The organism is Klebsiella sp. 141251 (assembly GCF_050600725.1).
Classification (GTDB): domain Bacteria; phylum Pseudomonadota; class Gammaproteobacteria; order Enterobacterales; family Enterobacteriaceae; genus Klebsiella; species Klebsiella aerogenes.
On the sequence record NZ_JAQIRG010000001.1, the window covers coordinates 172,098 to 198,551 of the forward strand.

25 protein-coding genes and 1 pseudogene are annotated in these 26,454 nt (G+C 48.9%); 18 read left to right on the forward strand and 8 right to left on the reverse strand.

What is annotated here, in order from left to right; all coding sequences use genetic code 11:
• Positions 1-21: 21 nt before the first annotated feature.
• Complete coding sequence (locus tag PGR09_RS00825; protein WP_015367995.1) at positions 22-561, reverse strand: DUF3251 domain-containing protein; 540 nt, start codon at positions 559-561, stop codon at positions 22-24.
• A gap of 147 nt (positions 562-708) precedes the next feature.
• On the opposite strand from PGR09_RS00825, the gene nrdR reads away from it, so the two are divergent.
• From nrdR to pgpA, 6 genes are all read left to right on the forward strand, one after another.
• On the forward strand, positions 709-1,158 hold the full coding sequence (gene nrdR, locus PGR09_RS00830; RefSeq protein ID WP_002890417.1) for a transcriptional regulator NrdR: 450 nt from the start codon (positions 709-711) through the stop codon (positions 1,156-1,158).
• A gap of 3 nt (positions 1,159-1,161) precedes the next feature.
• Positions 1,162-2,265 carry a bifunctional diaminohydroxyphosphoribosylaminopyrimidine deaminase/5-amino-6-(5-phosphoribosylamino)uracil reductase RibD gene (ribD, locus tag PGR09_RS00835; RefSeq protein ID WP_213797346.1) on the forward strand — a complete coding sequence of 368 codons (1,104 nt, stop codon included), beginning with the start codon at positions 1,162-1,164 and terminating at the stop codon, positions 2,263-2,265.
• Positions 2,266-2,351: 86 nt separating this feature from the next.
• Positions 2,352-2,822 carry a 6,7-dimethyl-8-ribityllumazine synthase gene (gene ribH / locus PGR09_RS00840; protein ID WP_001021161.1) on the forward strand — a complete coding sequence of 157 codons (471 nt, stop codon included), beginning with the start codon at positions 2,352-2,354 and terminating at the stop codon, positions 2,820-2,822.
• 20 nt (positions 2,823-2,842) lie between these two features.
• The gene (gene nusB, locus PGR09_RS00845) at positions 2,843-3,262 is read left to right on the forward strand and encodes a transcription antitermination factor NusB (RefSeq protein WP_015367993.1); all 420 of its coding nucleotides are present in this window, start codon (positions 2,843-2,845) and stop codon (positions 3,260-3,262) included.
• 73 nt (positions 3,263-3,335) lie between these two features.
• Positions 3,336-4,313: a thiamine-phosphate kinase gene (gene thiL, locus PGR09_RS00850; RefSeq protein ID WP_045390918.1), complete on the forward strand. Its 978-nt coding sequence runs from the start codon at positions 3,336-3,338 to the stop codon at positions 4,311-4,313.
• Positions 4,294-4,806: a phosphatidylglycerophosphatase A gene (pgpA, locus tag PGR09_RS00855; RefSeq protein WP_264673708.1), complete on the forward strand. Its 513-nt coding sequence runs from the start codon at positions 4,294-4,296 to the stop codon at positions 4,804-4,806. Before thiL ends, pgpA begins: the two co-directional genes overlap by 20 nt.
• Positions 4,807-4,844: 38 nt before the next feature.
• Here pgpA and PGR09_RS00860 read toward each other — a convergent pair whose 3' ends face one another.
• From PGR09_RS00860 to xseB, 4 genes are read right to left on the reverse strand one after another with little or no spacing between them, the layout of a single operon-like run.
• Positions 4,845-5,819, reverse strand: coding sequence for an aldo/keto reductase (locus tag PGR09_RS00860; RefSeq protein ID WP_047044517.1), 975 nt, complete (start codon positions 5,817-5,819; stop codon positions 4,845-4,847).
• 59 nt (positions 5,820-5,878) lie between these two features.
• On the reverse strand, positions 5,879-7,741 hold the full coding sequence (gene dxs / locus PGR09_RS00865) for a 1-deoxy-D-xylulose-5-phosphate synthase (RefSeq protein WP_047068049.1): 1,863 nt from the start codon (positions 7,739-7,741) through the stop codon (positions 5,879-5,881).
• 18 nt (positions 7,742-7,759) lie between these two features.
• The gene (gene ispA / locus PGR09_RS00870) at positions 7,760-8,659 is read right to left on the reverse strand and encodes a (2E,6E)-farnesyl diphosphate synthase (protein WP_045390909.1); all 900 of its coding nucleotides are present in this window, start codon (positions 8,657-8,659) and stop codon (positions 7,760-7,762) included.
• Positions 8,660-8,902 (reverse strand): exodeoxyribonuclease VII small subunit, encoded by a 243-nt coding sequence (gene xseB / locus PGR09_RS00875; RefSeq protein WP_045390907.1) that lies wholly within the window; start codon positions 8,900-8,902, stop codon positions 8,660-8,662.
• A 234-nt stretch (positions 8,903-9,136) separates the two neighbouring features.
• Between xseB and thiI the strand changes: the two genes are divergently transcribed.
• Positions 9,137-10,585, forward strand: coding sequence for a tRNA uracil 4-sulfurtransferase ThiI (thiI, locus tag PGR09_RS00880; RefSeq protein ID WP_047044510.1), 1,449 nt, complete (start codon positions 9,137-9,139; stop codon positions 10,583-10,585).
• 67 nt (positions 10,586-10,652) lie between these two features.
• On the opposite strand, the gene PGR09_RS00885 is transcribed toward thiI, so the two are convergent.
• From PGR09_RS00885 to panE, 3 genes are read right to left on the reverse strand one after another with little or no spacing between them, the layout of a single operon-like run.
• Complete coding sequence (locus tag PGR09_RS00885) at positions 10,653-11,129, reverse strand: SRPBCC family protein (protein WP_020079493.1); 477 nt, start codon at positions 11,127-11,129, stop codon at positions 10,653-10,655.
• Positions 11,130-11,180: 51 nt separating this feature from the next.
• Positions 11,181-11,774 (reverse strand): protein deglycase YajL, encoded by a 594-nt coding sequence (gene yajL / locus PGR09_RS00890; RefSeq protein ID WP_047044507.1) that lies wholly within the window; start codon positions 11,772-11,774, stop codon positions 11,181-11,183.
• Complete coding sequence (gene panE / locus PGR09_RS00895) at positions 11,737-12,648, reverse strand: 2-dehydropantoate 2-reductase (RefSeq protein ID WP_047044505.1); 912 nt, start codon at positions 12,646-12,648, stop codon at positions 11,737-11,739. The genes yajL and panE overlap by 38 nt, the downstream gene beginning before the upstream one ends.
• 137 nt (positions 12,649-12,785) lie before the next feature.
• On the opposite strand from panE, the gene PGR09_RS00900 reads away from it, so the two are divergent.
• From PGR09_RS00900 to PGR09_RS00950, 11 genes and pseudogenes are all read left to right on the forward strand, one after another.
• Positions 12,786-13,277 (forward strand): YajQ family cyclic di-GMP-binding protein, encoded by a 492-nt coding sequence (locus PGR09_RS00900; protein WP_045390897.1) that lies wholly within the window; start codon positions 12,786-12,788, stop codon positions 13,275-13,277.
• Between the two features lie 774 nt (positions 13,278-14,051).
• On the forward strand, positions 14,052-16,712 hold the full coding sequence (locus tag PGR09_RS00905; RefSeq protein WP_045390895.1) for a filamentous hemagglutinin N-terminal domain-containing protein: 2,661 nt from the start codon (positions 14,052-14,054) through the stop codon (positions 16,710-16,712).
• 58 nt (positions 16,713-16,770) lie between these two features.
• A pseudogene (locus tag PGR09_RS00910) lies at positions 16,771-18,416 on the forward strand (ShlB/FhaC/HecB family hemolysin secretion/activation protein).
• 18 nt (positions 18,417-18,434) lie between these two features.
• The gene (gene acpS, locus PGR09_RS00915) at positions 18,435-18,803 is read left to right on the forward strand and encodes a holo-ACP synthase (protein WP_088389819.1); all 369 of its coding nucleotides are present in this window, start codon (positions 18,435-18,437) and stop codon (positions 18,801-18,803) included.
• 18 nt (positions 18,804-18,821) lie between these two features.
• Positions 18,822-19,577 (forward strand): SDR family oxidoreductase, encoded by a 756-nt coding sequence (locus tag PGR09_RS00920; RefSeq protein ID WP_049059413.1) that lies wholly within the window; start codon positions 18,822-18,824, stop codon positions 19,575-19,577.
• A gap of 3 nt (positions 19,578-19,580) precedes the next feature.
• Positions 19,581-20,129: a 3-hydroxyacyl-ACP dehydratase FabZ family protein gene (locus tag PGR09_RS00925; protein WP_047044488.1), complete on the forward strand. Its 549-nt coding sequence runs from the start codon at positions 19,581-19,583 to the stop codon at positions 20,127-20,129.
• Between the two features lie 18 nt (positions 20,130-20,147).
• The gene (locus PGR09_RS00930) at positions 20,148-20,429 is read left to right on the forward strand and encodes an acyl carrier protein (RefSeq protein WP_316423025.1); all 282 of its coding nucleotides are present in this window, start codon (positions 20,148-20,150) and stop codon (positions 20,427-20,429) included.
• Between the two features lie 29 nt (positions 20,430-20,458).
• Positions 20,459-21,628 carry an aminomethyltransferase family protein gene (locus PGR09_RS00935; RefSeq protein WP_316423024.1) on the forward strand — a complete coding sequence of 390 codons (1,170 nt, stop codon included), beginning with the start codon at positions 20,459-20,461 and terminating at the stop codon, positions 21,626-21,628.
• A gap of 71 nt (positions 21,629-21,699) precedes the next feature.
• Positions 21,700-24,258: a beta-ketoacyl-[acyl-carrier-protein] synthase family protein gene (locus PGR09_RS00940; RefSeq protein WP_155960958.1), complete on the forward strand. Its 2,559-nt coding sequence runs from the start codon at positions 21,700-21,702 to the stop codon at positions 24,256-24,258.
• Between the two features lie 4 nt (positions 24,259-24,262).
• Positions 24,263-25,483, forward strand: coding sequence for a beta-ketoacyl synthase N-terminal-like domain-containing protein (locus PGR09_RS00945; protein ID WP_047078655.1), 1,221 nt, complete (start codon positions 24,263-24,265; stop codon positions 25,481-25,483).
• Between the two features lies 1 nt (position 25,484).
• A complete protein-coding gene (locus PGR09_RS00950; RefSeq protein ID WP_074165448.1) occupies positions 25,485-26,450 on the forward strand; it encodes an ATP-binding protein in 966 nt (321 codons plus the stop codon).
• The last annotated feature ends 4 nt before the right edge of the window (positions 26,451-26,454 follow it).

A 26,454-nucleotide genomic window follows, 5' to 3' on the forward strand; every position in this document is an offset into this window, starting at 1 on the left:
CGTTTTGCCCGGCGTGAGCGCTTACTGCGCGCTGGCGGGTTGGATATCGTGGATACGAATAAAGCCGACTTTATCAGGCGTCACATTCAGGCGCAGCGGGATATCGACATCGCTGGGCGCCAGGATGCTGGCCGGGGCGCTAATCAATTGATCCTGGACGTTGACTTCCTGATAGCTGTGGGTAGTGCCGGTAATCTGTCCGGAAGCGACGGTTGCGGTAAAGGCCGGGAGCGGATCGTTAGACTCGCCCTGGATACGTAAGGTCAGGCGCGAACCGTCGCCATCTGGCGTAATGCTACCCACTGACATACGCAGGGTGCCGATCTGGCTCTCCAGCCGCGCCGGGGTTTTGGCCTCCGGCAGCAGATAAACGCCGCGGGTTGATTTAGCATTCAGTGCGTTTTGCTGGGTGATTTTTATTGTTTGCTGATTCAACTGGGTCATCTCTTTGCTCAGCGTACTGACGCTCTCGTTCATCTGACGAACTTCGCTTTGCTGGGCGCAGGCGGTAAGGGTGAACAGGCTGCCGATGATAGCCAGTTGTAGGTAACGTCTTGTCATGGTCAGGATTCCGTTTACAGAGGATGATTAATGGTAGCTAAACTGAATTGACCTACCATAGATCCTTTGTCTCAAAAGCTCTTTCTTTGTAGTCCGCTGACTTCAGGGTAAACTACCCTTCAGATTAACTACCTGTCAGGACGCGCCATGCATTGCCCTTTCTGTTTCGCCGTGGATACCAAAGTCATCGATTCTCGCCTGGTCGGCGAAGGCTCCTCCGTGCGTCGTCGTCGGCAGTGCCTGGTCTGCAATGAACGCTTTACCACTTTTGAAGTGGCGGAACTGGTGATGCCGCGGGTGGTAAAAAGCAACGACGTGCGCGAACCTTTTAACGAAGACAAGCTGCGTAGCGGGATGTTGAAAGCGCTGGAAAAGCGCCCGGTCAGCGCCGATGACGTCGAAATGGCGGTAAATCATATTAAAACCCATCTGCGCGGCACCGGCGAGCGTGAAGTCGCGAGTAAAATGATCGGTAATCTGGTGATGGAACAACTGAAGAAGCTCGACAAGGTCGCCTATATTCGCTTCGCTTCCGTCTATCGCAGTTTCGAAGATATTAAAGAGTTCGGCGAAGAAATCGCCCGTTTACAGGACTAAGCCATGCAGGACGAAATGTACATGGCGCGAGCGCTGAAGCTTGCCGCGCGCGGACGCTTTACTACCCATCCTAATCCCAACGTCGGCTGCGTGATTGTAAAAGACGGCGAGATCGTCGGCGAGGGCTTCCATTATAGGGCCGGCGAGCCGCACGCGGAAGTGCACGCGCTGCGCATGGCCGGCGAGAAAGCCAAAGGCGGGACCGCCTACGTCACCCTGGAGCCCTGCAGCCACCATGGCCGCACGCCGCCGTGCTGCGACGCGCTGATCGCCGCGGGCGTGGCTCGCGTGGTAGCGGCAATGCAGGACCCGAATCCACAGGTGGCCGGTCGCGGCCTGTATCGCCTGCAGCAGGCCGGCATTGACGTCAGCCATGGGCTGATGATGAATGAAGCGGAAGCGCTGAATAAAGGTTTTCTGAAGCGCATGCGTACCGGTTTTCCGTGGATCCAGCTGAAGATGGGCGCTTCGCTCGATGGCCGTACGGCGATGGCCAGCGGCGAAAGCCAGTGGATCACCTCGCCGCAGGCGCGACGCGACGTGCAGCGCCTGCGCGCGCAGAGCCACGCCATTCTCACCAGCAGCGCGACGGTGCTGGCGGACGATCCGGCGCTGACCGTGCGCTGGCAGGAGCTGAGCGCCGATACGCAGGCGCTCTATCCGCAGGAGAACCTGCGACAGCCGCTGCGTATCGTCATCGATAGCCAAAACCGCGTCACGCCGGAGCATCGAATTGTTCAGCAGCAAGGTGAAACCCTCTTCGCCCGCACCCATGCCGATGAACGTGCCTGGCCTGACAACGTGCGTACCCTGCTGGTGCCGGAGCATAACGGCCATCTTGACCTCGTGCTGCTAATGATGCAGCTCGGTAAACAGCAGGTGAACAGTATTTGGGTGGAAGCGGGGCCGACGCTGGCCGGCGCTTTGCTACAGGCCGGGCTGGTGGATGAGCTTATCGTCTATATTGCGCCTAAACTGTTAGGCAGTGATGCGCGCGGTTTATGCGCGCTGCCGGGGCTTGAGAAACTGAGCCAGGCCCCCCATTTCAAATTCAACGAGATACGTCAGGTCGGCCCCGATGTCTGCCTGCATTTAACGACTGCGTGATGTATTCCTAATATTAGGAAGCAGCGCCCAGAATATTATGATAAAATCCGCCCCCCTTGCGGGGCACATGAACCCGAAGGAAGAGTATGAACATTATTGAAGCTAACGTTGCTACCCCGGACGCTCGCGTCGCCATCACCATTGCGCGTTTCAACAACTTTATCAATGACAGCCTGCTGGAAGGCGCGATTGACGCCCTCAAGCGCATTGGTCAGGTAAAAGATGAAAACATCACCGTTGTTTGGGTTCCAGGCGCGTATGAGCTGCCGCTGGCGGCTGGCGCACTGGCAAAAACCGGTAAATATGACGCGGTGATCGCGCTGGGTACGGTGATTCGCGGCGGTACCGCCCACTTTGAATATGTGGCTGGCGGTGCAAGCAATGGCCTGGCGCACGTCGCTCAGGACAGTGAAATCCCGGTAGCCTTCGGTGTTCTGACTACTGAAAGTATTGAACAAGCCATCGAACGCGCTGGCACCAAAGCCGGTAACAAAGGCGCAGAAGCCGCGCTGACCGCGCTGGAAATGATTAACGTATTGAAAGCCATCAAGGCCTGATTTTTTGTAAGGGGAATTCCGTGAAACCTGCTGCTCGTCGCCGCGCCCGTGAGTGTGCCGTCCAGGCGCTCTACTCCTGGCAGTTGTCCCAGAACGACATCGCTGATGTTGAATACCAGTTCCTGGCGGAACAGGATGTAAAAGATGTCGACGTTCTGTATTTCCGCGAACTGCTGTCCGGAGTGGCGACTAACAGCGCGTATCTCGACGGTCTGATGAAGCCATACCTGTCGCGCCAGCTGGAAGAGCTGGGTCAGGTAGAAAAAGCGGTACTGCGTATCGCGCTGTTTGAGCTGTCGAAGCGTGACGACGTGCCGTACAAAGTGGCTATCAACGAAGCTATCGAGCTGGCGAAAACCTTCGGCGCTGAAGATAGCCACAAGTTTGTCAACGGCGTGCTGGATAAAGCGGCCCCGGTAATCCGTCCCCGCAAAAAGTAAACTGCAGGCCGGGCTTTGCAGGATCTGATCCTGCGAACCCGGCCTTATTCTTTTCTTTGCTGAGGCATAACGTATGGCATGCGGCGAATTTTCCCTGATTGCCCGTTATTTTGATCGCGTTAAAAGCGCCCGCCTTGATGTTGAAACCGGCATCGGCGATGACTGCGCGCTCCTGAATATCCCCGAGAAAAAAACGCTGGCAATCAGCACCGACACCCTGGTGGCGGGCAACCACTTTTTAGCCGACATCGACCCTGCCGACCTGGCGTATAAAGCGCTGGCGGTGAACCTGAGCGATTTGGCGGCGATGGGCGCGGAACCGGCGTGGTTAACGCTGGCGCTCACCTTGCCGGAAGCAGACGAAGCGTGGCTTGAAGCCTTTAGCGACAGTCTGTTTGTCCAGCTTAACTATTATGATATGCAGCTAATCGGCGGCGACACCACCCGAGGGCCGCTGTCGATGACGCTGGGTATCCACGGCTTTGTGCCGCCGGGTCGCGCGATGAAGCGTTCCGGGGCCAAGCCTGGTGACTGGATTTATGTCACCGGCACGCCGGGCGACAGCGCCGCCGGGCTGGCGCTTTTACAGGACCGGTTAACGGTCGATTCGCCAGCGGATGCCGATTACCTGCTGGCGCGCCATTTGCGTCCGATGCCCCGCGTGCTGCAGGGGCAGGCGCTGCGCGACCTGGCCAATTCAGCGATCGATCTTTCTGACGGTCTGATCTCAGACCTTGGTCATATCCTGAAGGCCAGCGCCTGCGGCGCGCGTATCGATCTCGATGCGATGCCGTACTCCGATGCTATGCTGCGCCAGGTCGATCCTGAGCAGGCGCTGCGCTGGGCGCTCGCCGGCGGCGAAGATTATGAGCTGTGCTTTACCGTACCTGAGCTGAACCGCGGGGCGCTCGATGTCGCGATTGGTCAGCTAGGCGCGCGTTTTACCTGTATCGGCCAGATCGTGGCGGAAGCAGATGGACTGCAGTTTATCCGTGAGGGTAAGCCGATTAAATTGGATTTAAAGGGGTACGATCATTTTGGCACGCAGTAGAGACGAGGCGAAAAGCCGCCTCAATATGCGCAATCCCTGGCACCTGCTGGCGACCGGGTTCGGTAGCGGGCTGAGCCCGGTGGTTCCGGGAACCATGGGGTCGCTGGCGGCGATTCCGTTCTGGTATCTGATGACCTTTCTTCCCTGGCAGCTCTATTCGCTGGTGGTGATGATGAGCATCTGTATTGGCGTCTATCTTTGCCACCGTACGGCTAAAGATATGGGCACCCATGATCACGGCAGCATCGTTTGGGATGAGTTTGTCGGGATGTGGATCACCCTGATGGCGCTACCGACGATGGACTGGCAGTGGGTGGCCGCCGGCTTCGTTATTTTCCGTATCTTCGATATGTGGAAGCCATGGCCAATCCGCTGGTTCGATCGCAATATTCATGGCGGAATGGGGATTATGGTCGACGATATTGTCGCCGGGGTGATCTCCGCCGGCGTACTGTATCTGATTGGCCACCACTGGCCGATAGGTCTATTCTAAATCTGCACCCCGGCGCGGCCGGGGTCTAAATTGCGGCGTTATTTGAAGCCGACGATTGGATGGGGCCGATAGGGCGCCTCCAGCTTGTCGATCTGTTCTGGCGTCAGGGTTAAATCGACGGCATGAAGGAGCTCATCCAACTGTTCCTGCCGCGAGGCGCCAATAATCGGCGCTGCCACGCCGGGCTTGCTTAATAGCCAGGCCAGCGCCACCTGTGCGCGGTTGGCGTCTAACTCCTCAGCCACTTCCTCCAGCTTCTGTGCTATCTGCTCATCATTGGCGTCGGTGGCGCTATACAGCGATTTACCGAACTCATCGGAGACGAGGCGTGCGGTCGTTTCTCCCCATGGTCGTGTTAGTCGGCCGCGCGCCAACGGGCTCCACGGCATGACCGCAATCCCTTTGCGCTGGCATAGCGGCAGCATCTCGTTTTCTTCTTCGCGATAAATCAGGTTGTAGTGATCCTGCATGGTGACGAAGCGCGCCCAATTGTTCTGTTCCTGCAGGGCGAGCGCCTGGGCGAACTGGCGGGCATGCATTGATGATGCGCCGATATAGCGCGCTTTCCCGGCGCGTACGACATCGCTGAGCGCCTCCAGCGTCTCTTCGATGGGCGTGGCGTAATCCCAGCGGTGGATCTGCAACAGGTCGACATAGTCCATTCCCAGACGGCGCAGGCTATCGTCAATGGATCGCATGATTTGCGAGCGTGATAGTCCCTGCGGCAGATCGCCGACCTGGTGATAAACTTTGGTGGCGACGATCACCGAATCGCGGCGAGCGTACTCCCGCAGCGCGCGGCCAAGTATCTCTTCGCTGCTGCCATCGGAATAGTTGTTCGAGGTATCAAAGAAGTTAATTCCGCCTTCCAGCGCACGTTTAATCAGCGGACGGCTGCTCTCTTCAGGGAGCGTCCAGGCGTGATTGCCGCGGTCAGGTTCGCCGAAGGTCATACAACCGAGACAGAGTCGGGAAACACGAAGATGGGTATCGCCAAGAGGGATGTAGTGCATAAGACGCTCCTGCTACTTTAAAAGGTATCCTTTAAGCATAGCAGGAGCGGTATGGGCAATTATGCCAACCAGTCGCGGATTTTGGCTTCGATACCGGCGGCATCAAGGCCGAGATCGGCGCGAACTTCTTCCTGAGTCCCCTGTGGGATAAAGAAGTCCGGCAGGCCGATGTTCAGCACCGGTACCGGGCGACGGTGGGCCATCAAAAGCTCGTTTACGCCGCTGCCTGCACCACCCATGATAGCGTTCTCTTCAAGGGTAACCAGCACATCGTGATCGGCGGCAAGCTGCAGGATTAGCGCGTCATCAAGCGGTTTCACAAAACGCATATCGACCAGCGTCGCATTGAGTTTTTCCGCAACCTGCGCGGCTTCCGGCAATAATGTCCCGAAGTTAAGGATTGCCAGCTTCTGGCCGTTACGTTTCACCACTCCTTTCCCGATCGGCAGCGACGCCAGCGGCTCAAGCGCGGCGCCGGTTCCGGTACCGCGCGGATAGCGTACCGCGCTAGGACCGTCGTTATAGTGATAACCGGTGTAGAGCATCTGGCGACATTCATTTTCGTCGCTCGGGGTCATGATCACCATTTCCGGAATGCAGCGCAGGAAGGAGAGATCGAACGCTCCCTGGTGTGTCTGACCGTCGGCGCCGACGATGCCCGCACGATCGATTGCAAACAGAACCGGCAGCTTTTGAATGGCGACGTCATGGATCACCTGATCGTAAGCGCGCTGCAGGAAGGTTGAGTAGATCGCCACGATCGGCTTATAGCCGCCAATCGCCATCCCGGCGGCAAAGGTGACTGCGTGCTGTTCGGCAATGGCGACATCAAAATATTGATCGGGGAATTTCTTCGAGAACTCGACCATGCCCGAACCTTCACGCATCGCCGGGGTGACGGCCATCAGTTTGTCATCCTTCGCCGCGGTTTCGCACAGCCAGTCGCCAAAGACTTTCGAATATGTTGGCAGGCCGCCGCTGCTTTTTGGCAGCACGCCGCTGGTGTGATCGAATTTTGGTACCGCATGGAAGGTGATGGGGTCTTTTTCGGCCGGTTCATATCCACGGCCTTTTTTGGTCATGATGTGCAGGAACTGCGGTCCTTTCAGGTCGCGCATATTCTTCAGCGTATTAACCAGACCCAGCACATCGTGGCCATCTACCGGGCCGATGTAGTTAAAGCCCATCTCTTCGAACAGCGTGCCGGGCACCACCATACCTTTAATATGCTCTTCGGTACGTTTAAGCAGTTCTTTAATCGGCGGTACGCCGGAGAAGACTTTTTTGCCGCCCTCACGCAGCGAGGAATACAGCTTGCCGGAGAGCAACTGCGCCAGATGGTTGTTCAACGCGCCGACATTCTCTGAGATCGACATTTCATTGTCGTTCAGCACGACCAGCATGTCTGGTTTGATATCGCCCGCGTGGTTCATCGCCTCAAATGCCATCCCGGCGGTGATAGCGCCATCGCCAATGACGCAAACGGTACGTCGCTGTTTGCCTTCTTTTTCGGCGGCAATAGCGACGCCGATCCCGGCGGAGATAGAGGTGGAGGAGTGACCGACGCTCAGTACGTCATATTCGCTTTCGCCGCGCCAAGGGAACGGATGCAGCCCGCCTTTCTGCCGGATAGTGCCGATTTTGTCGCGACGACCGGTGAGAATTTTGTGCGGGTAGGCCTGATGACCGACGTCCCAGATTAAGCGGTCGAACGGCGTATTGTAGACATAGTGCAGCGCCACGGTCAGTTCAACCGTGCCAAGGCCAGAGGCAAAATGGCCGCTTGAGCGGCTCACGCTGTCCAGAAGATAGCGGCGCAGCTCATCGCAGAGCTTAGGCAGGCTATCTTTTGGCAGCAGGCGCAACTCCTGGGTGGAATCTACCAGCGCCAGGGTTGGGTATTTGGCAATATCAAAACTCATCAGAGACTCATTTATTGTTTATTTATCGCGCTGAATAATGTAATTCGCGAGCGCTTCCAGTGCCGTGGTATCCAGCGATTGCACAGCCAGTTCATCTAGCGCCTGGCGGGCATCGGCAACCAGATCGCGTGCTTTCTGCTGGGCTTGCTCAAGACCCAAAAGCGCCGGATAGGTACTTTTGCCTAACTGTTGGTCGGCACCCTGACGTTTGCCAAGAGTCGCAGTATCACCTACCACATCAAGAATGTCATCCTGCACCTGGAAGGCGAGACCGATATTCTCCGCAAAGCGATCGAGCGCCGGCAGCGCCTGACGGCCACGCTCGCCGGCGCTCAGCGCGCCAAGACGAACCGCCGCGCGGATAAGCGCTCCGGTCTTGTGACGGTGAATTCGCTCCAGCGTCTGCAGATCGACCTGTTTGCCTTCCGCCTCGAGATCCAGCGCCTGACCGCCGCACATTCCGGCGACGCCGCTGGCCTGGGCCAGTTCGGAAACCATCGCCAGACGGTCGCGATCCGGCACTTCCGGCATCGGCGTATCACTCAGTATAGAAAATGCCAGCGTTTGCAGGGCGTCGCCGGCAAGAATAGCGTTCGCTTCGCCAAACTTGATGTGGCACGTGGGTTGACCGCGGCGCAGATCGTCGTCGTCCATCGCCGGCAGATCGTCATGCATCAGCGAGTAGGCATGAATGCATTCGACGGCGGCGGCTGGGGCATCCAGCGTGGAACGGCTAACGCCGAACATCTCGCCGGTGGCGTAAACCAGGAAAGGGCGCAGCCGTTTACCGCCTAATAATGCGCCATAGTGCATGGCTTCAACCAGCGGAGTGTTCTGAAACGGCTGCGGGGAGATAAAACGGCGCAGCGCGTCATTGGCCTGGGTGACACAGGCCTGTAATTGTTGCGGGAAGTCCATTTATTCAGCGTCCGGCGTAAAGGGAGTCAACGGCGCATCTTCGCTATCGGCCAGCAGGATTTGGACACGCTGCTCGGCCTGTTGCAGTTTCGTCTGGCCCTGGCGCGCGAGCTGCACCCCGCGTTCAAATTCGCTGAGCGCTTCTTCCAGCGGTAGTGCGCCGCTTTCCAGACGATTAACGATCTGCTCGAGTTCGCCTAAAGCGCTCTCAAAGCTGGCCGGGGCCTCATTTTTCTTTGGCATAGTGAATATAGACTCTTGTTATGTCTCGATGGCTATCAGTATGGTAACGGAGTCGGGCGGTTAAGCAAACTCGCGGCATTCACCCTACGGATACATTTTTGCGAAAATGCGCAATGCCAGGCGAAAAGCGAACAATGATGGTATACTCCGCGCCCTGGATGCAGACGCTGTATTGCGCCTGTACAACTTTTTTGCTTAAAGCCCCGTCGGGCTTGCCAACGAACTATTGTCGCCATGAAGTTTATCATTAAATTGTTCCCGGAAATCACCATCAAAAGCCAATCTGTGCGGTTGCGCTTTATTAAAATTTTAACCGGGAACATTCGTAACGTTCTCAAAAACTATGATGAGACGCTCGCCGTCGTTCGTCATTGGGATCATATCGAAGTTCGCGCGAAAGACGAAAATCAGCGTCCGGCTATTCGCGACGCGCTGACCCGTATCCCGGGCATTCACCATATTCTGGAGGTGGAAGATGTACCTTTCACCTCGCTGCACAACATTTTTGAGCAGACATTACCGCTGTGGCGCGAGCAGCTCGAAGGCAAAAGCTTCTGCGTGCGTGTGAAGCGCCGTGGTAAACATGAATTCACCTCAATTGAGGTTGAGCGCTACGTTGGAGGCGGCCTGAACCAGCATATCGAATCGGCGCGCGTGAAGCTCACCGACCCGGACGTGACGGTTAACCTCGAGATTGAAAACGATCGCCTGTTGCTGGTGAAAGGGCGCTATGAAGGTATTGGCGGCTTCCCCATTGGTACTCAGGAAGATGTGCTGTCGCTCATCTCCGGCGGTTTCGACTCCGGGGTTTCAAGCTATATGCTGATGCGCCGCGGCTGCCGCGTACACTACTGCTTCTTCAACCTCGGCGGCGCGGCGCATGAAATCGGCGTTCGTCAGGTGGCGCACTATCTGTGGAACCGCTTCGGCAGCTCCCATCGCGTTCGTTTCGTGGCAATCAATTTTGAGCCGGTCGTTGGCGAAATTCTTGAAAAAGTCGATGATGGTCAGATGGGGGTGGTGCTCAAACGTATGATGGTGCGTGCGGCATCGAAAGTCGCTGAGCGTTATGGCGTGCAGGCGCTGGTGACCGGCGAAGCGCTGGGCCAGGTCTCCAGCCAGACGCTGACCAACCTGCGTCTTATCGATAATGTCTCTGACACGCTGATCCTGCGTCCGCTGATTTCGCATGATAAAGAACACATCATCAATCTTGCGCGTGAAATCGGCACGGAAGATTTTGCCCGCACCATGCCGGAATACTGCGGCGTTATCTCGAAGAGCCCAACCGTAAAAGCGGTGAAAGCGAAGATCGAAGCGGAAGAAGAGAACTTCGACTTCAGCATTCTGGATAAAGTGGTTGAGGAAGCGAATAACATCGATATTCGCGATATCGCCCAGCAAACGCAGCAGGACGTGGTGGAAGTGGAAACCGTCAGCGGCTTCAGCGCCAATGACGTGATTCTCGATATTCGTTCTATCGATGAGCAGGATGACAAGCCATTAAAAGTGGAAGGCGTCGATGTTGTTTCGCTGCCGTTCTATAAACTGAGCACCCAATTTGGCAACCTCGATCAAAGCAAAACCTGGCTGTTGTGGTGTGAGCGCGGCGTGATGAGCCGTCTGCAGGCGCTATACCTGCGCGAGCAGGGCTTTACTAACGTGAAAGTGTATCGTCCGTAATTCGCCTGTACTACTTATGAAAAGCCTTCCCTTAGGGAAGGCTTTTTTACATCTATTGGCTGGCGTATCAGCGTAGCGTCATCGCCAGCGCATTCAACTGATCGATAACGATATTCCATCCCTCAAAAAATCCCATCTTTTCATGCTGCTCGCGGGTTTCATCATCTGCATGCAGTACCGTAGCCGTATAGCGACAGCCGTCGTTTTCATCCGCAAAGGTAATAATAGCCGTCATAGCAAAAGGGGTAACGGCCGGCCGAAAGTTCTCGGTTAGCATTGAGGTCATGACTAATTTTTGCTGCGGAATGACTTCAAGAAAGCAGCCGGGGTTATCGCTACGTTCACCGTCAGGGCCGTGCATCACGGTGTGAAAAGCCCCACCTGGACGCAAATCAAAGGCCAGAACGTCGGTATACCACGGCTTAGGGCACCACCAGGTTTTGAGTAATGCCGGATCGGACCACGCGCGCCAGAGAGCTGAAGTGGGCGCGCTGAGCCAGCGGCTAATGACGAGGTCACGAGAATCGGTTGCGCTACGGGACATGCTACGGCTCCTCAAGATACAGGGGGGCCAGTCCGCTGCGCGGACCGGCTATCAGGATTCGTAGTAATTATAGATGCCAGCAGCCATGACCAACTGCGAAGCCACTTCATACGCTTTTTCGCGCCCGACCAGCAGGTCAATCATTTTGAGGGCGAAATCAATAGATGTTCCAGGCCCCTGGCTGGTCAACAAATTAACCCTGGGATCCCAGACGACGCGTTTATCCTGCCACTGTTCGGCGGGGATATGCTCTTTTAGCGCCGGGAAACCGGTCATGTTGCCGATAGGGAACAGATTATGTGGCACCAGAACGGTCGCTGGCGCGGCACAGATTGCCGCCACGATGCGCCCGGATAAATGAAATTGTCTTACGGTTTCTACCAGCAAAGGGCTGTCGCGGAAGCACTCGGCGCCTTTAATTCCGCCAGGCAAAACGATGATATCAAAATCGCCATCGGCGACTTCGACCAGCGGCGCATCCGCGAGGAGCTTCACGCCTCTTGAGCAGACAATCGTTAGATTGCCATCACTGGCGACGCTGGCGTTGGTCACTTTCACACCGCCGCGCGCTAATAAATCGATAGTGGTGACCGCTTCGGTCTCTTCGCTACCAGGGGCGAGGCAAATCAGTGCCGACGCGCTCATAAATATTCTCCTTTCGCTTTACCTGTTCAAATAAACGGGCATTTTCCGGCACTGACAGACCGTGGGCCCGGGCGCGATTAAGCAGAAAACCGGTGATATAGTCGATTTCCGTATGCCGCTGCGCGCGGATGTCCTGCAACATCGATGAAATATTATCTGCAGTACTTTCAATGACCTGATTCACATACAATAACAGGTTTTCTGCCGACGTATGAATGCCTTCACGTTGCATTACTGCGGCGACTTCCTGACAGATAACATTGATTTCATGCGGAAAATCACGCAGATCGCCATTTCTGCAATCTTTCAGCGCGGTCAGGGGGTTAATCACGCAGTTGACGGCCAGCTTACTCCACAACGCCGGGTGGATATTGTCGTGCCAGGCGACATCCGGTAGTACGTTTTGTAGGATGTCGGCGAGGTCGCTGTAATCTTCGCTATAGCTTTTAGCAGGGCCGATATGAGTGGTTCCCTGGGCGACGTGAATGATGACATTGCCATCGCGTCGGGCGGCGTGGGTGGTGGACGCCAGCAGCAGTGGTTGCTTAATGTTTTTTAATTCATTCAGGGTGCCCATGCCGTTATGAATAAGCAAAATAGGCGCCGAAGCCGGTAATATAGCGGCCAGATTTTTCACCGCCTGCGAAACCTGCCATGCTTTTAACGTCACCAGTAGCAAATCGCTGGAGGCGAGAAAATCAGGATCGTTAGCGGTCATTGATTCGTTAAAGGTGCTACCGTCAGTCTCAATGAGATTAACGCTACAAAATGGTTGCGGGACGCGTAACCAGCCCTGGACCTCATGTCCGTTTTTACACAGCGCGGTTAACCACAGTTGTCCCAGTGCACCGCATCCCAGTACGGTTACTTTCATTATTCCTCCTCACCTGCGACTCCCAGGCGCTTGTAGCTAAAGTATAGCGTTATCAGCTAAGCTTCCGGGATAACAAGTTGAGTTATGCCGCGTTGTGGGTATTATGCAACGCAAAAGAAACGGAAGGAGAGGAAAAGATGCCATCTTTCGATATTGTCTCTGAAGTCGATCTTCAGGAAGCGCGTAATGCGGTCGAAAACGCAAGCCGCGAAGTCGAGTCACGATTTGATTTTCGTAATGTTGAAGCCACCTTTGAGCTGAATGAAACCAGTAAAACCATCAAGGTGCTGAGTGAGTCTGATTTCCAGGTCAATCAGTTATTAGATATTTTACGCGCGAAGCTGCTCAAGCGCGGCATTGAGGGAAGTTCGCTCGACGTACCAGAAACCTTTGTACATAGCGGGAAAACCTGGTTTGTCGAAGCTAAGCTGAAACAGGGCATTGAGAGCGCAATACAGAAGAAAATCGTTAAATTGATTAAAGACAGCAAGCTAAAAGTACAAACGCAGATTCAGGGCGAAGAAATTCGTGTCACAGGTAAATCCCGTGACGATTTGCAGTCGGTAATGGCGTTGGTGCGTAGCGGCGATCTCGGCCAGCCATTCCAGTTCAAAAACTTCCGCGATTAACACGCAAAGCCCGATGGCGCAACGCCATTCGGGCATTGCGCTGATGTCGATGCCGGAGAAGGCTTAAGCCGCTCTCCGGCAAATCTAGATTTCATTACTGATCCCTTCCTTCCTGCTTTGTAATCCTTCAAAAAGTATTCAGCATATTTTTTCATGACCAACGCCAGGTTAGTTTTGCTAATTAATTTCTCAAATTGAACCTCAAAACGATGAATTCATACTTACATGATAAAACATGAGAGTGAATAAACCCCGGAAGAAGAGGGGCATACAGCGTTGATCTCAATCATGAAATAAGGAAAGTTGATTATGCACGGAACGAATTCACTTTTTGTTCATTATTTTAATCGGTGAAACTGTAACGGAGTAAGGATACGGCGTTGTGTGTGCCATTATTTATTACGCATCGCTAAAAAAATTTTGAATTGGTTTAGCAGGCGAGATGAGAACTGATGAACTAACAGCGTTGAGACGAGTCGTTACGCTCGATGCGTGGACAGGGGATGTCTCATATTTTGTATGAATTGAATCAATTTTCTTTGTTCCATGTAGGTATATGCATTCGGCGTAGGCGAGCGCAAAAATACATTTTTAATATATTTAAAAATAATTTATTGAATAGAACTGCATATAACATTTGATGAGTTTACGTGCTTTTCACAGGGATTTTGTATGCATGATGCGTACTTAAAATAGTCAGGGTGAATATTGCTGCATTAGCGCAGATTATTCCTTCTGGCTGCACTCAATCAATACTATCTTAGAAAGGTTCATATGAAATACCACGAAAACAAAAAAAGGTCAGTGAAATTAAACCCGATTGCAGCGTCATTATTACTGCTGATGCCCGTAATGGCGCAGGCGGAAATTTCTATTAAAAATGGCAGCGTTACTGAAGCTTCCAATGGCGTGCCGGTTGTTAATATCGCCAAAGCGAACAGCAATGGCCTTTCGCATAACGTATATGACACGCTGAATGTTGGTGCCGAGGGCGTTATTTTTAATAACGCAACAAGCGCAGCACAGTCCGTGCTGGCAGGGCAGATTGCGGCCAACCCGAACCTTACGGATGGCAGCGCAATGGTTATTCTTAACGAAGTAACTTCAACAAATGCCAGTACCATTAATGGCATGATGGAAGTTGCAGGTGATTCCGCTCACTTAATCATTGCCAACCCTAATGGCATTACGACTCAGGGAGGCGGATTCATCAACGCTGAAAAAGGGACATTGACGACTGGCACGCCAAAGATCGGTGATGATGGGCTGCTAAATGGCTATTCGGTTAATGGCGGAACGATTACGGTAAGTGGATTTCAGAGCGACTCGCCGACCGAAATCCTCGCGCGCAGTATCGTGGTGAATGGCGCTCTTTCTGCGAGTGAACTTAATGTCGTCGCTGGCAATAATGCCCTTAATACTGAGGGGGTGGTGACGGGTACCGTGACTGCTACTGGCAATGCTAGCAGCTATGGCGTGGATGTATCTAAGTTAGGCGGAATGTACGCGAATAAGATTAACCTCGTCAGTACTGAAACTGGGGTTGGTGTGCGAAATCAGGGAACGATTGCAGGCGGCGATAGCGGTATAAAGCTTACCAGCAATGGGAAGTTAGTTAATAAAAATGCAGCTATCCAGTCTAGTGGCGATATCACCCTGAACACCAACGGTGTTTTAGAAAATAGCGCAGGGAAAATCAATAGCGATAAAATGATCGCTATTGATACTTCGGGTAATAATGTTAGTAATATCAACGGTGGCAATATTTTAGCAACCACGAATAACTATATTACCAGCGGTAAATTCGATAATAGTAATGGTAAACTGGCTGCCGGACAAACGCTGGCTGTCAATACCAGTGGTAATACTTTTACCAATACCGGAAAAGCTAAAACGGCGGGTATTGAGGCGGGTGTCGTTGCAATAGAATCAGGTGATTTTAATAATAACAACGGTCAGATTCATGCTGGCTATGTTGGCCTGAAAAATACATCGTTAACCAATAATGGTGGCACTATTGATTCAACGGGCAATGTCGAAGTTGAAAGTACTGGAAACATTGAAAACGTAACTGGTTTGATCCGTTCCAGTGCTGGTGCTGTAAAATTAACGACAACGAAAGCAGTTAAAAACAACGACAACAAATCGGCCGATACCACGGGCGGTGAATCCTTGGGTATCGTCTCAGGTAATGGCATCGAGATTGCTGCTGACTACTTATTCAACTGGGCTGGCGAAATTGCCTCAGATGGTGATGTGAGCATCCAAACCACCAGTGATATTGATAACTATATGGGTAAAATTGAAAGCAGTAAGACTGTTTCAATTACTGGTCGCGACATCAATACCAGCCAATCCGGTATTAACGGAGGAGATGGTGTAAATATCGATCTCGATAATTACTACAGCCGCTTGGGGGTGATAACTTCAGTAAACGGTGATGTTACTATCAAAGCCAACACCGTGAGCACAGACAGTTCAGTCATTAAAGCTAAAAATATCAGTATCGATTCCGGAGCTGATATCGATGCTAAATATACTATGATGGTTGCTGATCAAAAACTAGCGCTTAATGCGGCAGGCAAAATCACCAGCACCGATAGCGACAAGTTCGGTTTCTATGTTGGCCAATATTTCGGTTATGGAAACCAACAAGGTGGTTTAATTGGTGGTGAGGGTGTTGATATTACGGCGAAAAGCCTGAATAACGAATCCGGTCGTATCATTGCGCAAACCGGTGATGTAAATATTAACCTGACTGGCGATCTTGCCAGTAACAAAGGGCAGATTGTTGCGAATTCCGGGAAAATGACGATTGCAGCGAAGAGAATTGCCGCTGATTATGCAACAATCTACAGTTCAGGCAACATGAAGATTGATGCCAGTGGATTATCGTCCAAAGCAAGTGGCTCTATCGCAAAAAACACGGCTACCGGTATCATCTCTTCTGATAGCGACGTATTGATTAATATCAATGGAGATTATAATAATACCGGCTGGGTGAACGCCAAAGGTAATATGACGGTAAATGCTTCTGGTTATCTGACTAATAACCATGCATTTAGTGCTGATGGTGATTTGAACCTGACGGGGAAAACCATTACTAATAACAGTGATATTGCTGCTGGAAATACGCTTAATATTTCTACAGCAAATGACCTGACCAATAACCTTGGCGCGAACATTTCGGCCAAAACAACTAACGTCACCGCTAAAAATATCTCTAACTGGGCTAACTTAGTTGCTGACAGCGAATTGAACGTCACGGCAAGTAATAACATTTATAATTACGGTAATCTGTATACCAATGGTAAAGCTGTTATCAATGCCAAAAAAATAGTCAATACTGGTTTTTGGGCTGTATTAGGTGGTGCGCAAGGATTTCAGACTACTGCTAATATTGTAAACATTTTTGGTACCGTGGTCGGTAAATAAATCAGGTAGCAGGTGAAAGCAGTAAGGGATTACTGCTTTCACATTATCAGGATATGAAATGGATATTCGACATACATTAATTATTACTTCTCTTTTTTTGGTTGCGCTTCCTGTGGCTGCTGCTGATGTTCAGTTAGGTCGTCTTATAAAAGAACAGCAAAGTAACGATAATGCGTCCTTACAAGACAGAAAAATAGAGCAGAAAGATGTGTATTCTGATGCCACAACAAAGAAATATACTGATAGCACATTCCCGCAAGAAACACCTTGTTTTCAGATCAATGAATTGATTCTTAGTGATGATTTTTTAGATAATAATGAATTAAAGAAAATAGAAAATCAGGTAGTTGGTCAATGTCTCGGAATGAATGGGCTCAAAAAGGCTGCTGTGCTGTTCCAGGATTATTATATAAACGCAGGGTATATTACTACCAGAGTTGAAATTCCAACTCAGGATTTATCAACGAAAAAATTAAAACTGACGGTTGTGCCTGGAAGAATTTCAGAGATCGTTGTTGCTGGAAATGATATAAGCAAGTGGATTTTACCTTTTTCAGTTGGCGATATTCTGAACATCCGAGATCTAGAACAAGGCCTGGAAAACATACAGAGAACCCCTGAGGTGGATGTAAAGATCAACATTCTGCCAGGTTCCGAAAATGGTTCGAGCAAAGTAGTAATAAATACGCAGCGCAAAAAAAATGGAGCTTAAGGGCTTCCTATAATAACTTCGGCGATCAGAGTACTGGTAGTGAACTTATCGGTGGAACAAGTTATTTATATAATGTCACAGGCTTGAGTGACCTTTTTTATCTTGCAGGGACAGGTAGCCAAACGGGTGGCTATAAGAACGTGAGTACTTATTATAGTGTGCCATTCGGTTATTATGATCTTAGTCTCTATTATAGTAAAAGTAAATCCCATCAAGGCATCGATATTGGTGCATATACTTTTGACTATATTGGCAAGACAGAATACTTCAGTCTTAAAGGCAATAGAATGCTATACCGCAATGTGAACTCAAAATTGTCTGCAAGCGCTGAACTGATCAGACGTAAGTATGACTACACATTGGGTGGGACAGAACTGGTATTGCAAAAGCGTGATATGGGTAATGTACGGTTAGGCGTAAATTATAAGAGAAACTTTACCGGGGCAGCACTGGACTCCACGGTAACCTGGCAGCGGTTTACCAAGGCGTTTGGCGGTACCGATACACCTGATATGCGCACTGGCACTGTTAGTAAAGAAAGTCAAATTGTGAACCTTAATGTGAATTACGTGAAATGGTTAACAATGTTGCCAGTTAACGCCTATTATGAACTTAATTTTGGCGCCCAGTATTCACCGGATAATTTGACGTTACAGGATCAGTTCACGATAGGCGATCGTTGGAGTGTGCGTGGTTTTCAAAATAGTGATGGGATCTATGGCAATAAAGGTTTCTTTTTACAGAACACGCTAAATGCTGTGACGGGTTATAAAGGTCTCATACCCTATATCGGTGCAGATTACGGTCAAATAATTGGTAAGTTACCTTCACAGAACCTTAGTGGCAAAAAAATAATGGGTGGTATTTTGGGTGTCAAAGGGGCTGTCAGAGCTCTGGAATATGATGCTTCGGTATCAGCCCCTTTTATCTATCCTAATAATTTGGATGTCGATGAATATAAATTAAATTTCAACTTTGCGTACCAGATTTAATTCATTGGGGGATGTGCAATGCGTATTGGTACAGATATTGTTGAAGTGGCAAGAATAGAAAAAGCCATTGCCAATGATAAGTCAGGATTTCTTCATCGAGTATTTACGGATAATGAGATCAAAGATATTGATTTTCCTTGCCCTAATTATGAGAGGGCATCAGGATTTTGGGCTGCTAAGGAGTCTCTGGTAAAAGCCATAGGGTATGGATTTAGTCACGGGATCCGTTTCCATGACATTGAGGTCGTTCATGATGAATATGGAAAACCTGAATTCATATTGTCAGGGAGTGTTAAGGAGATTCTAAATAATCAACAAATTATGAATATATCATTGAGTATTTCACACTGCCGGACATATGCGATAGCCGCAACCATAATCTATTAATAAAGGCATTCATGTAAAATGTATAGGTATAGCGATCTTGTAAGTAAAAAGGTGCTGATTACTGGTGCCAGCGGCGACATAGGTCTTGCAATTTGCGAGAAATTTCTTGAGCAAAAATGCACGGTATATGCGTTGTATAAATCAAATGTCGAGCCTTTGATTGCTCTGAAAGGAAACCATGCTAATGGCAACTTACTTAATATTTTGCCATGCGATCTCACAAGCCAGAAAGAAGTGACTGCGTTGTGTGAGCGCTTGACTGTCGAAGCCGGAAGACTGGACGTGCTGGTGAATAATACGGGGATTGTTAAGGATAGCCTCTTTGCATCAATGACCTTTGATGATTTTTATTCTGTCATTAGCATTAATTTACTTAGCTTGTTCCGGTTAACGAAGGAAGCATTAATGCTATTACGTTCAGCGGAAAATCCAGTTGTTATTAATGTCGCATCGGTGGCTGCTCTTGTACCAAGCGTTGGCCAGGCAAACTATAGCGCATCAAAAGGTGCAATATTAAGTTTTACCAGGACACTTGCCGCTGAGCTGGCGCCGCGGGGAGTACGCGTTAACGCGGTCGCGCCGGGGATGATTGAATCTAAAATGGCGAAGAAGGTTCCACGTACAGTTGTTCGTGAAGTGACTAACTCAATTCCATTAAAACGACTCGGAAAATGTGACGAGGTGGCCAACGTTATTGTTTATTTAAGTTCTTCAGCATCTAGCTATGTCATAGGGCAAACCATCGTCGTCGATGGTGGCATGGTAATGCGGTGATATATGTCTAAGTATTCAATACCACCAAAAATTTTTCTTGCTATGGGCGGCTGGCGTCAACCTTTACTCATGGTAGATAAAATAGTCGATTTTAAATACGGAGAGAATGGCTTCATCAAAGTTATAAAACATGTAACTTATAATGATCCTTATCTGCTTGGACATTTTCCGGAAGATCCCATTATGCCAGGAGCGATCATTTCTGAGATATTTGGCCAGGCAAGCGAGTATTATTCTTTTCTCACTGATATCTGTGATATTTATCAACAACACTCGGGTAAAGAACTTAGGTCATTGCGTGATATCCATGCTTATATCAAGCATCCGGATATGTTGAGCATAATACATGCAAGGCGTGCTGCGGTGCGTGGAGTGTTAGCATCACAGAATTTGAAATTTAAAGAAACGGCTTACCCGGGAGATACGATTGAAGTGGTAAGCAAGCTGTCATTTTCTGATGATAGTGGGTTTAAACATTATTTAGTTACAGCTAATGTTGGCAAGAAAATTATTAGCCAGGGCGTCATTATTAACTTTAGAGAAATCATTTAATTATCCAAGGAGTTCGGTGTGACAAACATCCATGATGAAATTGATGAAAGAAAAAAAATAATCATCACGATTAAAAACGAAATTATTCAACGCCTGAATGTCCAGCGTGAGGCTCATCAAATAGATGATGATACGCCCTTGTTTGGCAATGGCTTGAAACTTGACTCTGTCGATGCAACGGAGATTATCGTTATGCTTGATAAAACCTTCAACATCCAGGTCTCAGAAGGCGATGATCCAGCCTATATGCGCAGCATAAATAATCTGGCATCTTTCATTCTAAAGAAAAAATCATCCTGAATTGATAAGGTTATATTGAAGGGTATTTTATGAAGTTACTTTCTGATCTCCATTTTAAAAACAATGCGGTTATGGGTATCTATAATCACCAATGCGTACCTTCTTCATATCATGATATTTATGAAGAGTATAAAGCTGTGCGTGAAAATGTCTTGCTGGTAGATTATTCTCATATGTCCATTACCAGTGTGATGGGGGAGGATGCATGGGCGCTTGTAAACTATTTGGTCTCTGCAGATGTATCGATCATCCGTGATGAACAGGGTATTTACTCTTTGCTGCTTAACGCTGATGGAACAATCCGCGGTGATGCTTATGTTCTGTGCGCCGCTGAAGGCTATTATATTCTATCAGAGAATCTGACTGCACAAGAAGTTATAAATATCCTGAATGAAATCCTTGTTAAGGCGGATGATTTAGATATTCAGGAGATTCCAGAAATAAAATCGATGGGAGAGAATGACTGGGGCGTCATTATGCTGGAAGGACCTTATGCCTGGGAAGTAATGGCAGAGGTTTATGGTTTTGATATCATTGGCCTACCTTATTATGAATATATGAATACCAATGATGGACTTATGGTTTTTCGTTGTGGGAAACATGGCGAATTCGCATATCAATTGATTGGTGCACAAGCAACGCTTGTCACTATGTGGATGAAGTTACAAGAAATAGGCGCCAGATATTCGCTGAAAACCGGTGGCTTAGAATATCAACGTCTGGTGAGAATTGAAAATACAGGATGGGATGAAAGTATTTACCCTCGCTATTCCACAAATCCGGTGGAACTGCAAATGCAGTGGGCTATCCAGTATGATAAAGAGGACTTTATTGGTAAGAGTGCAGTCGTGGAGTTATCGCGAAATGGCGCACAACGTAAGCTTATTGGGATCTCTCCATGCGATGAATGTTGTCAGATCGATTCAGATGATCTTGTGATGGTTAATGGACAACAGGTAGGGGTTATTATTAATGCAACATATTCGCCGGCCAGGCAAGCATGGATTGCGTTGGCCCTTATTGATGAATGTTATGCGTTAGCCGATATTTCAGGTTTTAGCCTTAAAACCGCAAATGGTGAAATCGCTGCGAAAACACAGAACTTACCCTTTATTTATAACTTGAGTTTGTTGGTTAATCCCACAACGCATAGCTTTGTTGATGCTTCGAAAGCAAAGAGCGCGTTTGCCACGGTATAACGTTTAGCGATGACAATATTATATCCAGCATCGGTCGGTAGAAAATAACAATCGGGATAAAGCATAATATTATGAAAACTAGTAGAAAAAGAGTGGTTATTACCGGTATGGGGATTTTGTCGTCTCTGGCTGACAACATCGCAGACTTCAGGCAAGCGCTGCTGGAGAAAAAAAATGGCATCGCTGATAGTGCGCGTTTCTCTAAATGGTTTGCAAACGCCCGTGCGGCTGAAATGCTGCATCAAATTCATTGTCCCGAATTATCGAAAGAGGTTGTCTCATCGCTAGATAATGCTGCACTTTGGGCCTACAAAGTTGGTAAGGAAGCACTAGAGCAGGCAGAACTGGCGACCCATCGGGAGTGCCTGGAACAGATGGGGCTGATTGTAGGCGTTTCTTCTGCAGGCACTGAAGCATTCCTTCCGTTATTTGAGCAGCATATTCAGGACTTTTCGTTACGGAAGGCTCTTTTTTCAGGCAGCTTTTCATCGTGTTGTTCCAGCGCATCTACGTTATTAGGCCTGAAAGGAGGCGTGGAACTCGTTGCAACGGCTTGTACGGCAAGCCCGAACGCCGTCGGCATGGCTTTTGATTACATCCAAAACGGCAAAAGCAAGGCTATGCTGGCTATTGGAACAGAACCTATTTATTTACCCACCTTTGCCGGTTTTTATGCCCTGAACGTTATGCACCCGCAATCGTGTTCGCCATTTTCGGGGCATTCAGGTATGTCTATTGGCGAAGGCGCAGGGGCAATAGTCCTGGAAGAGTATGAGCATGCGGTCGCGCGTGGTGCGACGATTCTCGGCGAAATTCTCTCGTACGCCACCTCGTGTGATGCATACCATGAAACGGGGCCCGACCCGCGAGCTAGCGGCGCAGTGCAGGTCATGCAGAAAGCCATGGCGAATGCAGGTATCAAACCTGAGCAAATTGATTACGTTAATGCGCATGGTACGGGAACGCAGGCTAATGACCAAATAGAAACTCTGGCGATGAAGAAAGTTTTCTCTGGCGCCGAAAATATATTGATCAGTTCTACTAAATCGTATTTTGGCCACAATATTGGCGCCGCCGGTATTGTCGAGCTCATCGCTTGTTTAGTTACCCTTCCGCAGAAGCATGTTCTGCCAACGTTGAATTTTTCGCAGCCGCGCCCTAACTGCGATCTGGACTACGTGGCGAATGAGTTTCGACACAAAGATATCAATATCTTTATGAAGAATAACTACGCATTCGGCGGTAATAATTGCTGCATGATTGTCAGTACCAAACCATGTTCAGTTCCTCTTACCGCCTATGATGCCAAACGTGTTGTTATAACTGGGATAGGTGCCGTATCGGCTATTGGACATACGCTTAATGAAATTCTTCGCTATATCCATGAAGATGCCAGGTCGCTGGAGTTGAGCGGCGTAGTATTTCCTGATGATACGCTTGAAGAGGCTAAAGCGCTGTTGGATGTTGTAGAAAAAACTAATCAGTTTGCGGAAATATTTGGCGAAGAATATCGAGAAGCGGCCTACCGACAGCCGGAGTCAGAAAAGCACTTTAAAACTTACCAGGTGAAAGGCCTCGAACCACGTAAACATTTACGCCGCTATGACCCACGCAAAGCAACGCGCGGCGGTACGTTTGCGCTGATTGCACTTTCAGAAGCGCTGAATAGGGCGAAACGCAAGATTAAACGTGATGGAGAGGAGCTGGGCATGGTTCTGGGGATGGCCCGTGGACCGCAAGAAACTACCTACAAGTATTTACAAAGTTTAAAGCCCGATCCGCGCAAAGTACGTACTTCAGAGTTTCCTGGTTCGCTGATGAACTCGATGACGACATTTTGTGGGATTTCGGAAGGTATAAAGGGATATACGACTACGTTAGCGACCGGTGAAAACGCCGCGCTTGGCGCATTGACTTATGGCTATGAAATTGTTCGCCAGCAACTACAGCCACAGGTCATTGTTGGCGGGGCTGATGAATATTTTCCATCGATGTCCCTGTATATGGATGCGGTGACCAACAAGATTCATATGACGTCAAATGTCGCTGATTATCAGGTATATGCCAAAGAGGAACGTGGATATGTTCCTGGTGAAGGGGCCTGTATGCTGTTATTGGAAGACGCGCGTGCAGCAGCTACCCGTGGCGCTGAAATATTGGGAGAAATTGCAGGTTATGGTAAGTCATGCAGTAATTCCTACTTTGATGCGACGCAGATTGAGGAAAAATCTACCGCAATGTCGCTGGCGATCGCTCGCGCGCTTGCCGATGCGGGTATTACCGCAAAAGAGATTGATTTAGTGTGTGGAACTAGTAGTGGCAGCGAAGTTAGCTCAATCATAGAAATTAATGCAATCTATGATTCATTCCATAGCCATAATCCACATGTTCCAGTGGTGAATTATAACGCATTTTTTGGCTTTGTTGCTTCGTCTGCAGGGCTTTTAAACCTGGCGGTGATTCTTGATTGTATTCAAAGACAATCGGTTCCTGCTATTCCATATACACAAAACTTTGCCGACGCAAGAATTAACTTTGTAAAGAAAACACGAGAAATAGCTATCAAATACGCTCTTTTAATTGGCGCTACAGAAGGCGGGAATTATTACGCTATCGTGATTAAAGGATAACAAGGTGAGCGGGAGAGCTATTATTTCTGGCTTCAGTGTATCCTTGCCATATGCTGAGAATAGTTCGCTGTTAATTCGAAATCTGCAGCAAGGAAAACGGGTACATTTGTCGCCATGGTTTATATCAGATAACCAGGCTAGAGAATGTGGATTTGCAGAGAATATATTCATTGCGAAACTACAACGAGAAAACGATAGCGCTTTTGAACTGGTGTACAAACTCATTGATGACGCCTTACTACAGGCTGGTCTTAGTAATGACAGCCTGAAAGGCAACAGAGTTAGAGTATATATTACCGGAATAGGCCCTCGTGTTGATGTTATGGATTACAGGAATTTTTATAATTACAATGATATGGAAGATGTTTCGGTAACATCTTCAATTAAAAATCTTTCTGTAAAAAATATGTCGCAGGATAATGTCTCTTATACGCTGGGGCTAAAGTATGAGTTGCAATATTTGCCGCCAAATATGAACTGTACAAGTAACTCATCATTGACTGCTATTCATTTGGTTACCAGGGCAATAGAGAGTGGAGGTATTGACCTCGGGCTTGTTATTAATATTTCAAAAATTAAATATCAGGATCTTGTATTCCTTGCAAGCCAGGGAATGTTGGACAGTAAAATTGTCCAGCCCTTCGGGGTAAACAGCAATGGTGTGCATTTTGCCGAAGGCTATAGCGTTATGTTACTGGAAAGTCAACAACACCGAATGATGCGCGGAAAAAGTCCGGGAGTATGTATTACTTCGGCATATAAGCAAATTAATGCTAGTCGAAGTAATGATGCATCCTGGCAAAGCACCAGCATTTTGAAGTTGATTCATTCATTATTAAATGATGCTGGGGTGAGAAAAGAGGACCTTTGTGGATTCATCCCTCACGGTAATGGAACCTCATCCAGTGATAAAGTTGAAGCAAAAGCGATCGCTATGTTTGCTGGTGAAACCCCGCTTCCCGTATTGGCCTATAAAGGACAAGTTGGTTATACCGCAACGGGATCTGGGGTGATAGACCTAATTATTGGCTATCATTTACTGCTCACGAATGAATTGATTTTTCCTGTTATCAATGACGAAATCATAGATGATGTCGCTTGCCATATCTCCGTAGAAGGAGGTGTGAGGAAGCATGAAAAAAACCATCTTCTGAAGACCGGGTTAGGCGTCGATGGTTCAGTTGTTGCGTTATTAATGACAAATTTGAATAAGAGTTGTGGTTGATATGAATAGTAAGATGTATTTGTCTTCATATTCATTTCTTGAACCTGAAGAACCGTTTCATTTATATTATCCAAACTGGTTAAATGTATGGGAGTCGCATTCATTCAATACCGCGCTCAAGGCAACAGGAGCGAATGGTTGGCGATTTAAACGCTTTGGCACACGTGCCGAAATATATAATCGTGAAATCACAAGGCGACCAGATCATATACCCTATATTAATGCCATGGAAAGAGTGTCGGACGATGCTCTACATAGCTTATCAGCAAAAGAACGGATGCTACTCCTGAAATCACGAACCGCCTTTATCTATATTGATTCATGGGGGGAGTCAGGCGTTTTTGAATACAATATAAGTAGCCTTAACTTATCAACTATTGATACTTTACCTAAGAATTTGATTAAGAAATTTTCTATCAACAACGTGACCTGTAAAATACGAGGTGAAAACTATGCTCTATTTCAGGCAATGGCATTGACACAGGATTATCTTGCTTGGGATGTATTTGATTTTGTCGTTATCTGCGGAGGTTACCGTGCGGTGCCGTTGTTGGCTTTTACCGCAGAAAGTCTTAGCCAAGGCGAAAGGAAAAAGCATCATAAGCATGTTCCTGGCGTGAATGTGTCAATTGAAAGAGTGGGCTGCTTTATATTCAGTAGAAGAGAAAGTCATATGAGAGTGAACTGTGGTCCATATATATCTAATGGTGTAGACCGCTTGTTTGTATCACAATCAGAAAAAAATAATGATATTGACTTGGTTGCCTATGCCGGTGGTATCAATAAATTAATACCACCTTCTAACAAAGGAGTCGATCTCATTACTCGTTATGGTTGTAGCGGCTGCATGACCCCTGCTTTGAGCTGGCAATACATTGCACACCACGCTTTGCATAATGGCTGTCTTCGAACCGTTATCCCTGGGGCAGTCGGTGGCTATGCTTATTTTGATACCTGGTACGAATAGAAGG

What these genes read in the sequence shown, in the direction of transcription:
- thiI (WP_047044510.1), top strand. Translation starts at nt 9,137, where the DNA reads ATGAAGTTTATCATTAAATTGTTCCCGGAAATCACCATCAAAAGCCAA.
- PGR09_RS00900 (WP_045390897.1), top strand. Translation starts at nt 12,786, where the DNA reads ATGCCATCTTTCGATATTGTCTCTGAAGTCGATCTTCAGGAAGCGCGT.
- PGR09_RS00860 (WP_047044517.1), bottom strand. Translation starts at nt 5,819, where the DNA reads ATGCACTACATCCCTCTTGGCGATACCCATCTTCGTGTTTCCCGACTC.
- ispA (WP_045390909.1), bottom strand. Translation starts at nt 8,659, where the DNA reads ATGGACTTCCCGCAACAATTACAGGCCTGTGTCACCCAGGCCAATGAC.
- PGR09_RS00940 (WP_155960958.1), top strand. Translation starts at nt 21,700, where the DNA reads ATGAAAACTAGTAGAAAAAGAGTGGTTATTACCGGTATGGGGATTTTG.
- PGR09_RS00905 (WP_045390895.1), top strand. Translation starts at nt 14,052, where the DNA reads ATGAAATACCACGAAAACAAAAAAAGGTCAGTGAAATTAAACCCGATT.
- PGR09_RS00920 (WP_049059413.1), top strand. Translation starts at nt 18,822, where the DNA reads ATGTATAGGTATAGCGATCTTGTAAGTAAAAAGGTGCTGATTACTGGT.
- ribD (WP_213797346.1), top strand. Translation starts at nt 1,162, where the DNA reads ATGCAGGACGAAATGTACATGGCGCGAGCGCTGAAGCTTGCCGCGCGC.
- acpS (WP_088389819.1), top strand. Translation starts at nt 18,435, where the DNA reads ATGCGTATTGGTACAGATATTGTTGAAGTGGCAAGAATAGAAAAAGCC.
- dxs (WP_047068049.1), bottom strand. Translation starts at nt 7,741, where the DNA reads ATGAGTTTTGATATTGCCAAATACCCAACCCTGGCGCTGGTAGATTCC.
- PGR09_RS00825 (WP_015367995.1), bottom strand. Translation starts at nt 561, where the DNA reads ATGACAAGACGTTACCTACAACTGGCTATCATCGGCAGCCTGTTCACC.
- yajL (WP_047044507.1), bottom strand. Translation starts at nt 11,774, where the DNA reads ATGAGCGCGTCGGCACTGATTTGCCTCGCCCCTGGTAGCGAAGAGACC.
- ribH (WP_001021161.1), top strand. Translation starts at nt 2,352, where the DNA reads ATGAACATTATTGAAGCTAACGTTGCTACCCCGGACGCTCGCGTCGCC.
- PGR09_RS00935 (WP_316423024.1), top strand. Translation starts at nt 20,459, where the DNA reads ATGAAGTTACTTTCTGATCTCCATTTTAAAAACAATGCGGTTATGGGT.
- PGR09_RS00885 (WP_020079493.1), bottom strand. Translation starts at nt 11,129, where the DNA reads ATGTCCCGTAGCGCAACCGATTCTCGTGACCTCGTCATTAGCCGCTGG.
- xseB (WP_045390907.1), bottom strand. Translation starts at nt 8,902, where the DNA reads ATGCCAAAGAAAAATGAGGCCCCGGCCAGCTTTGAGAGCGCTTTAGGC.
- nrdR (WP_002890417.1), top strand. Translation starts at nt 709, where the DNA reads ATGCATTGCCCTTTCTGTTTCGCCGTGGATACCAAAGTCATCGATTCT.
- PGR09_RS00950 (WP_074165448.1), top strand. Translation starts at nt 25,485, where the DNA reads ATGAATAGTAAGATGTATTTGTCTTCATATTCATTTCTTGAACCTGAA.
- thiL (WP_045390918.1), top strand. Translation starts at nt 3,336, where the DNA reads ATGGCATGCGGCGAATTTTCCCTGATTGCCCGTTATTTTGATCGCGTT.
- panE (WP_047044505.1), bottom strand. Translation starts at nt 12,648, where the DNA reads ATGAAAGTAACCGTACTGGGATGCGGTGCACTGGGACAACTGTGGTTA.
- PGR09_RS00925 (WP_047044488.1), top strand. Translation starts at nt 19,581, where the DNA reads ATGTCTAAGTATTCAATACCACCAAAAATTTTTCTTGCTATGGGCGGC.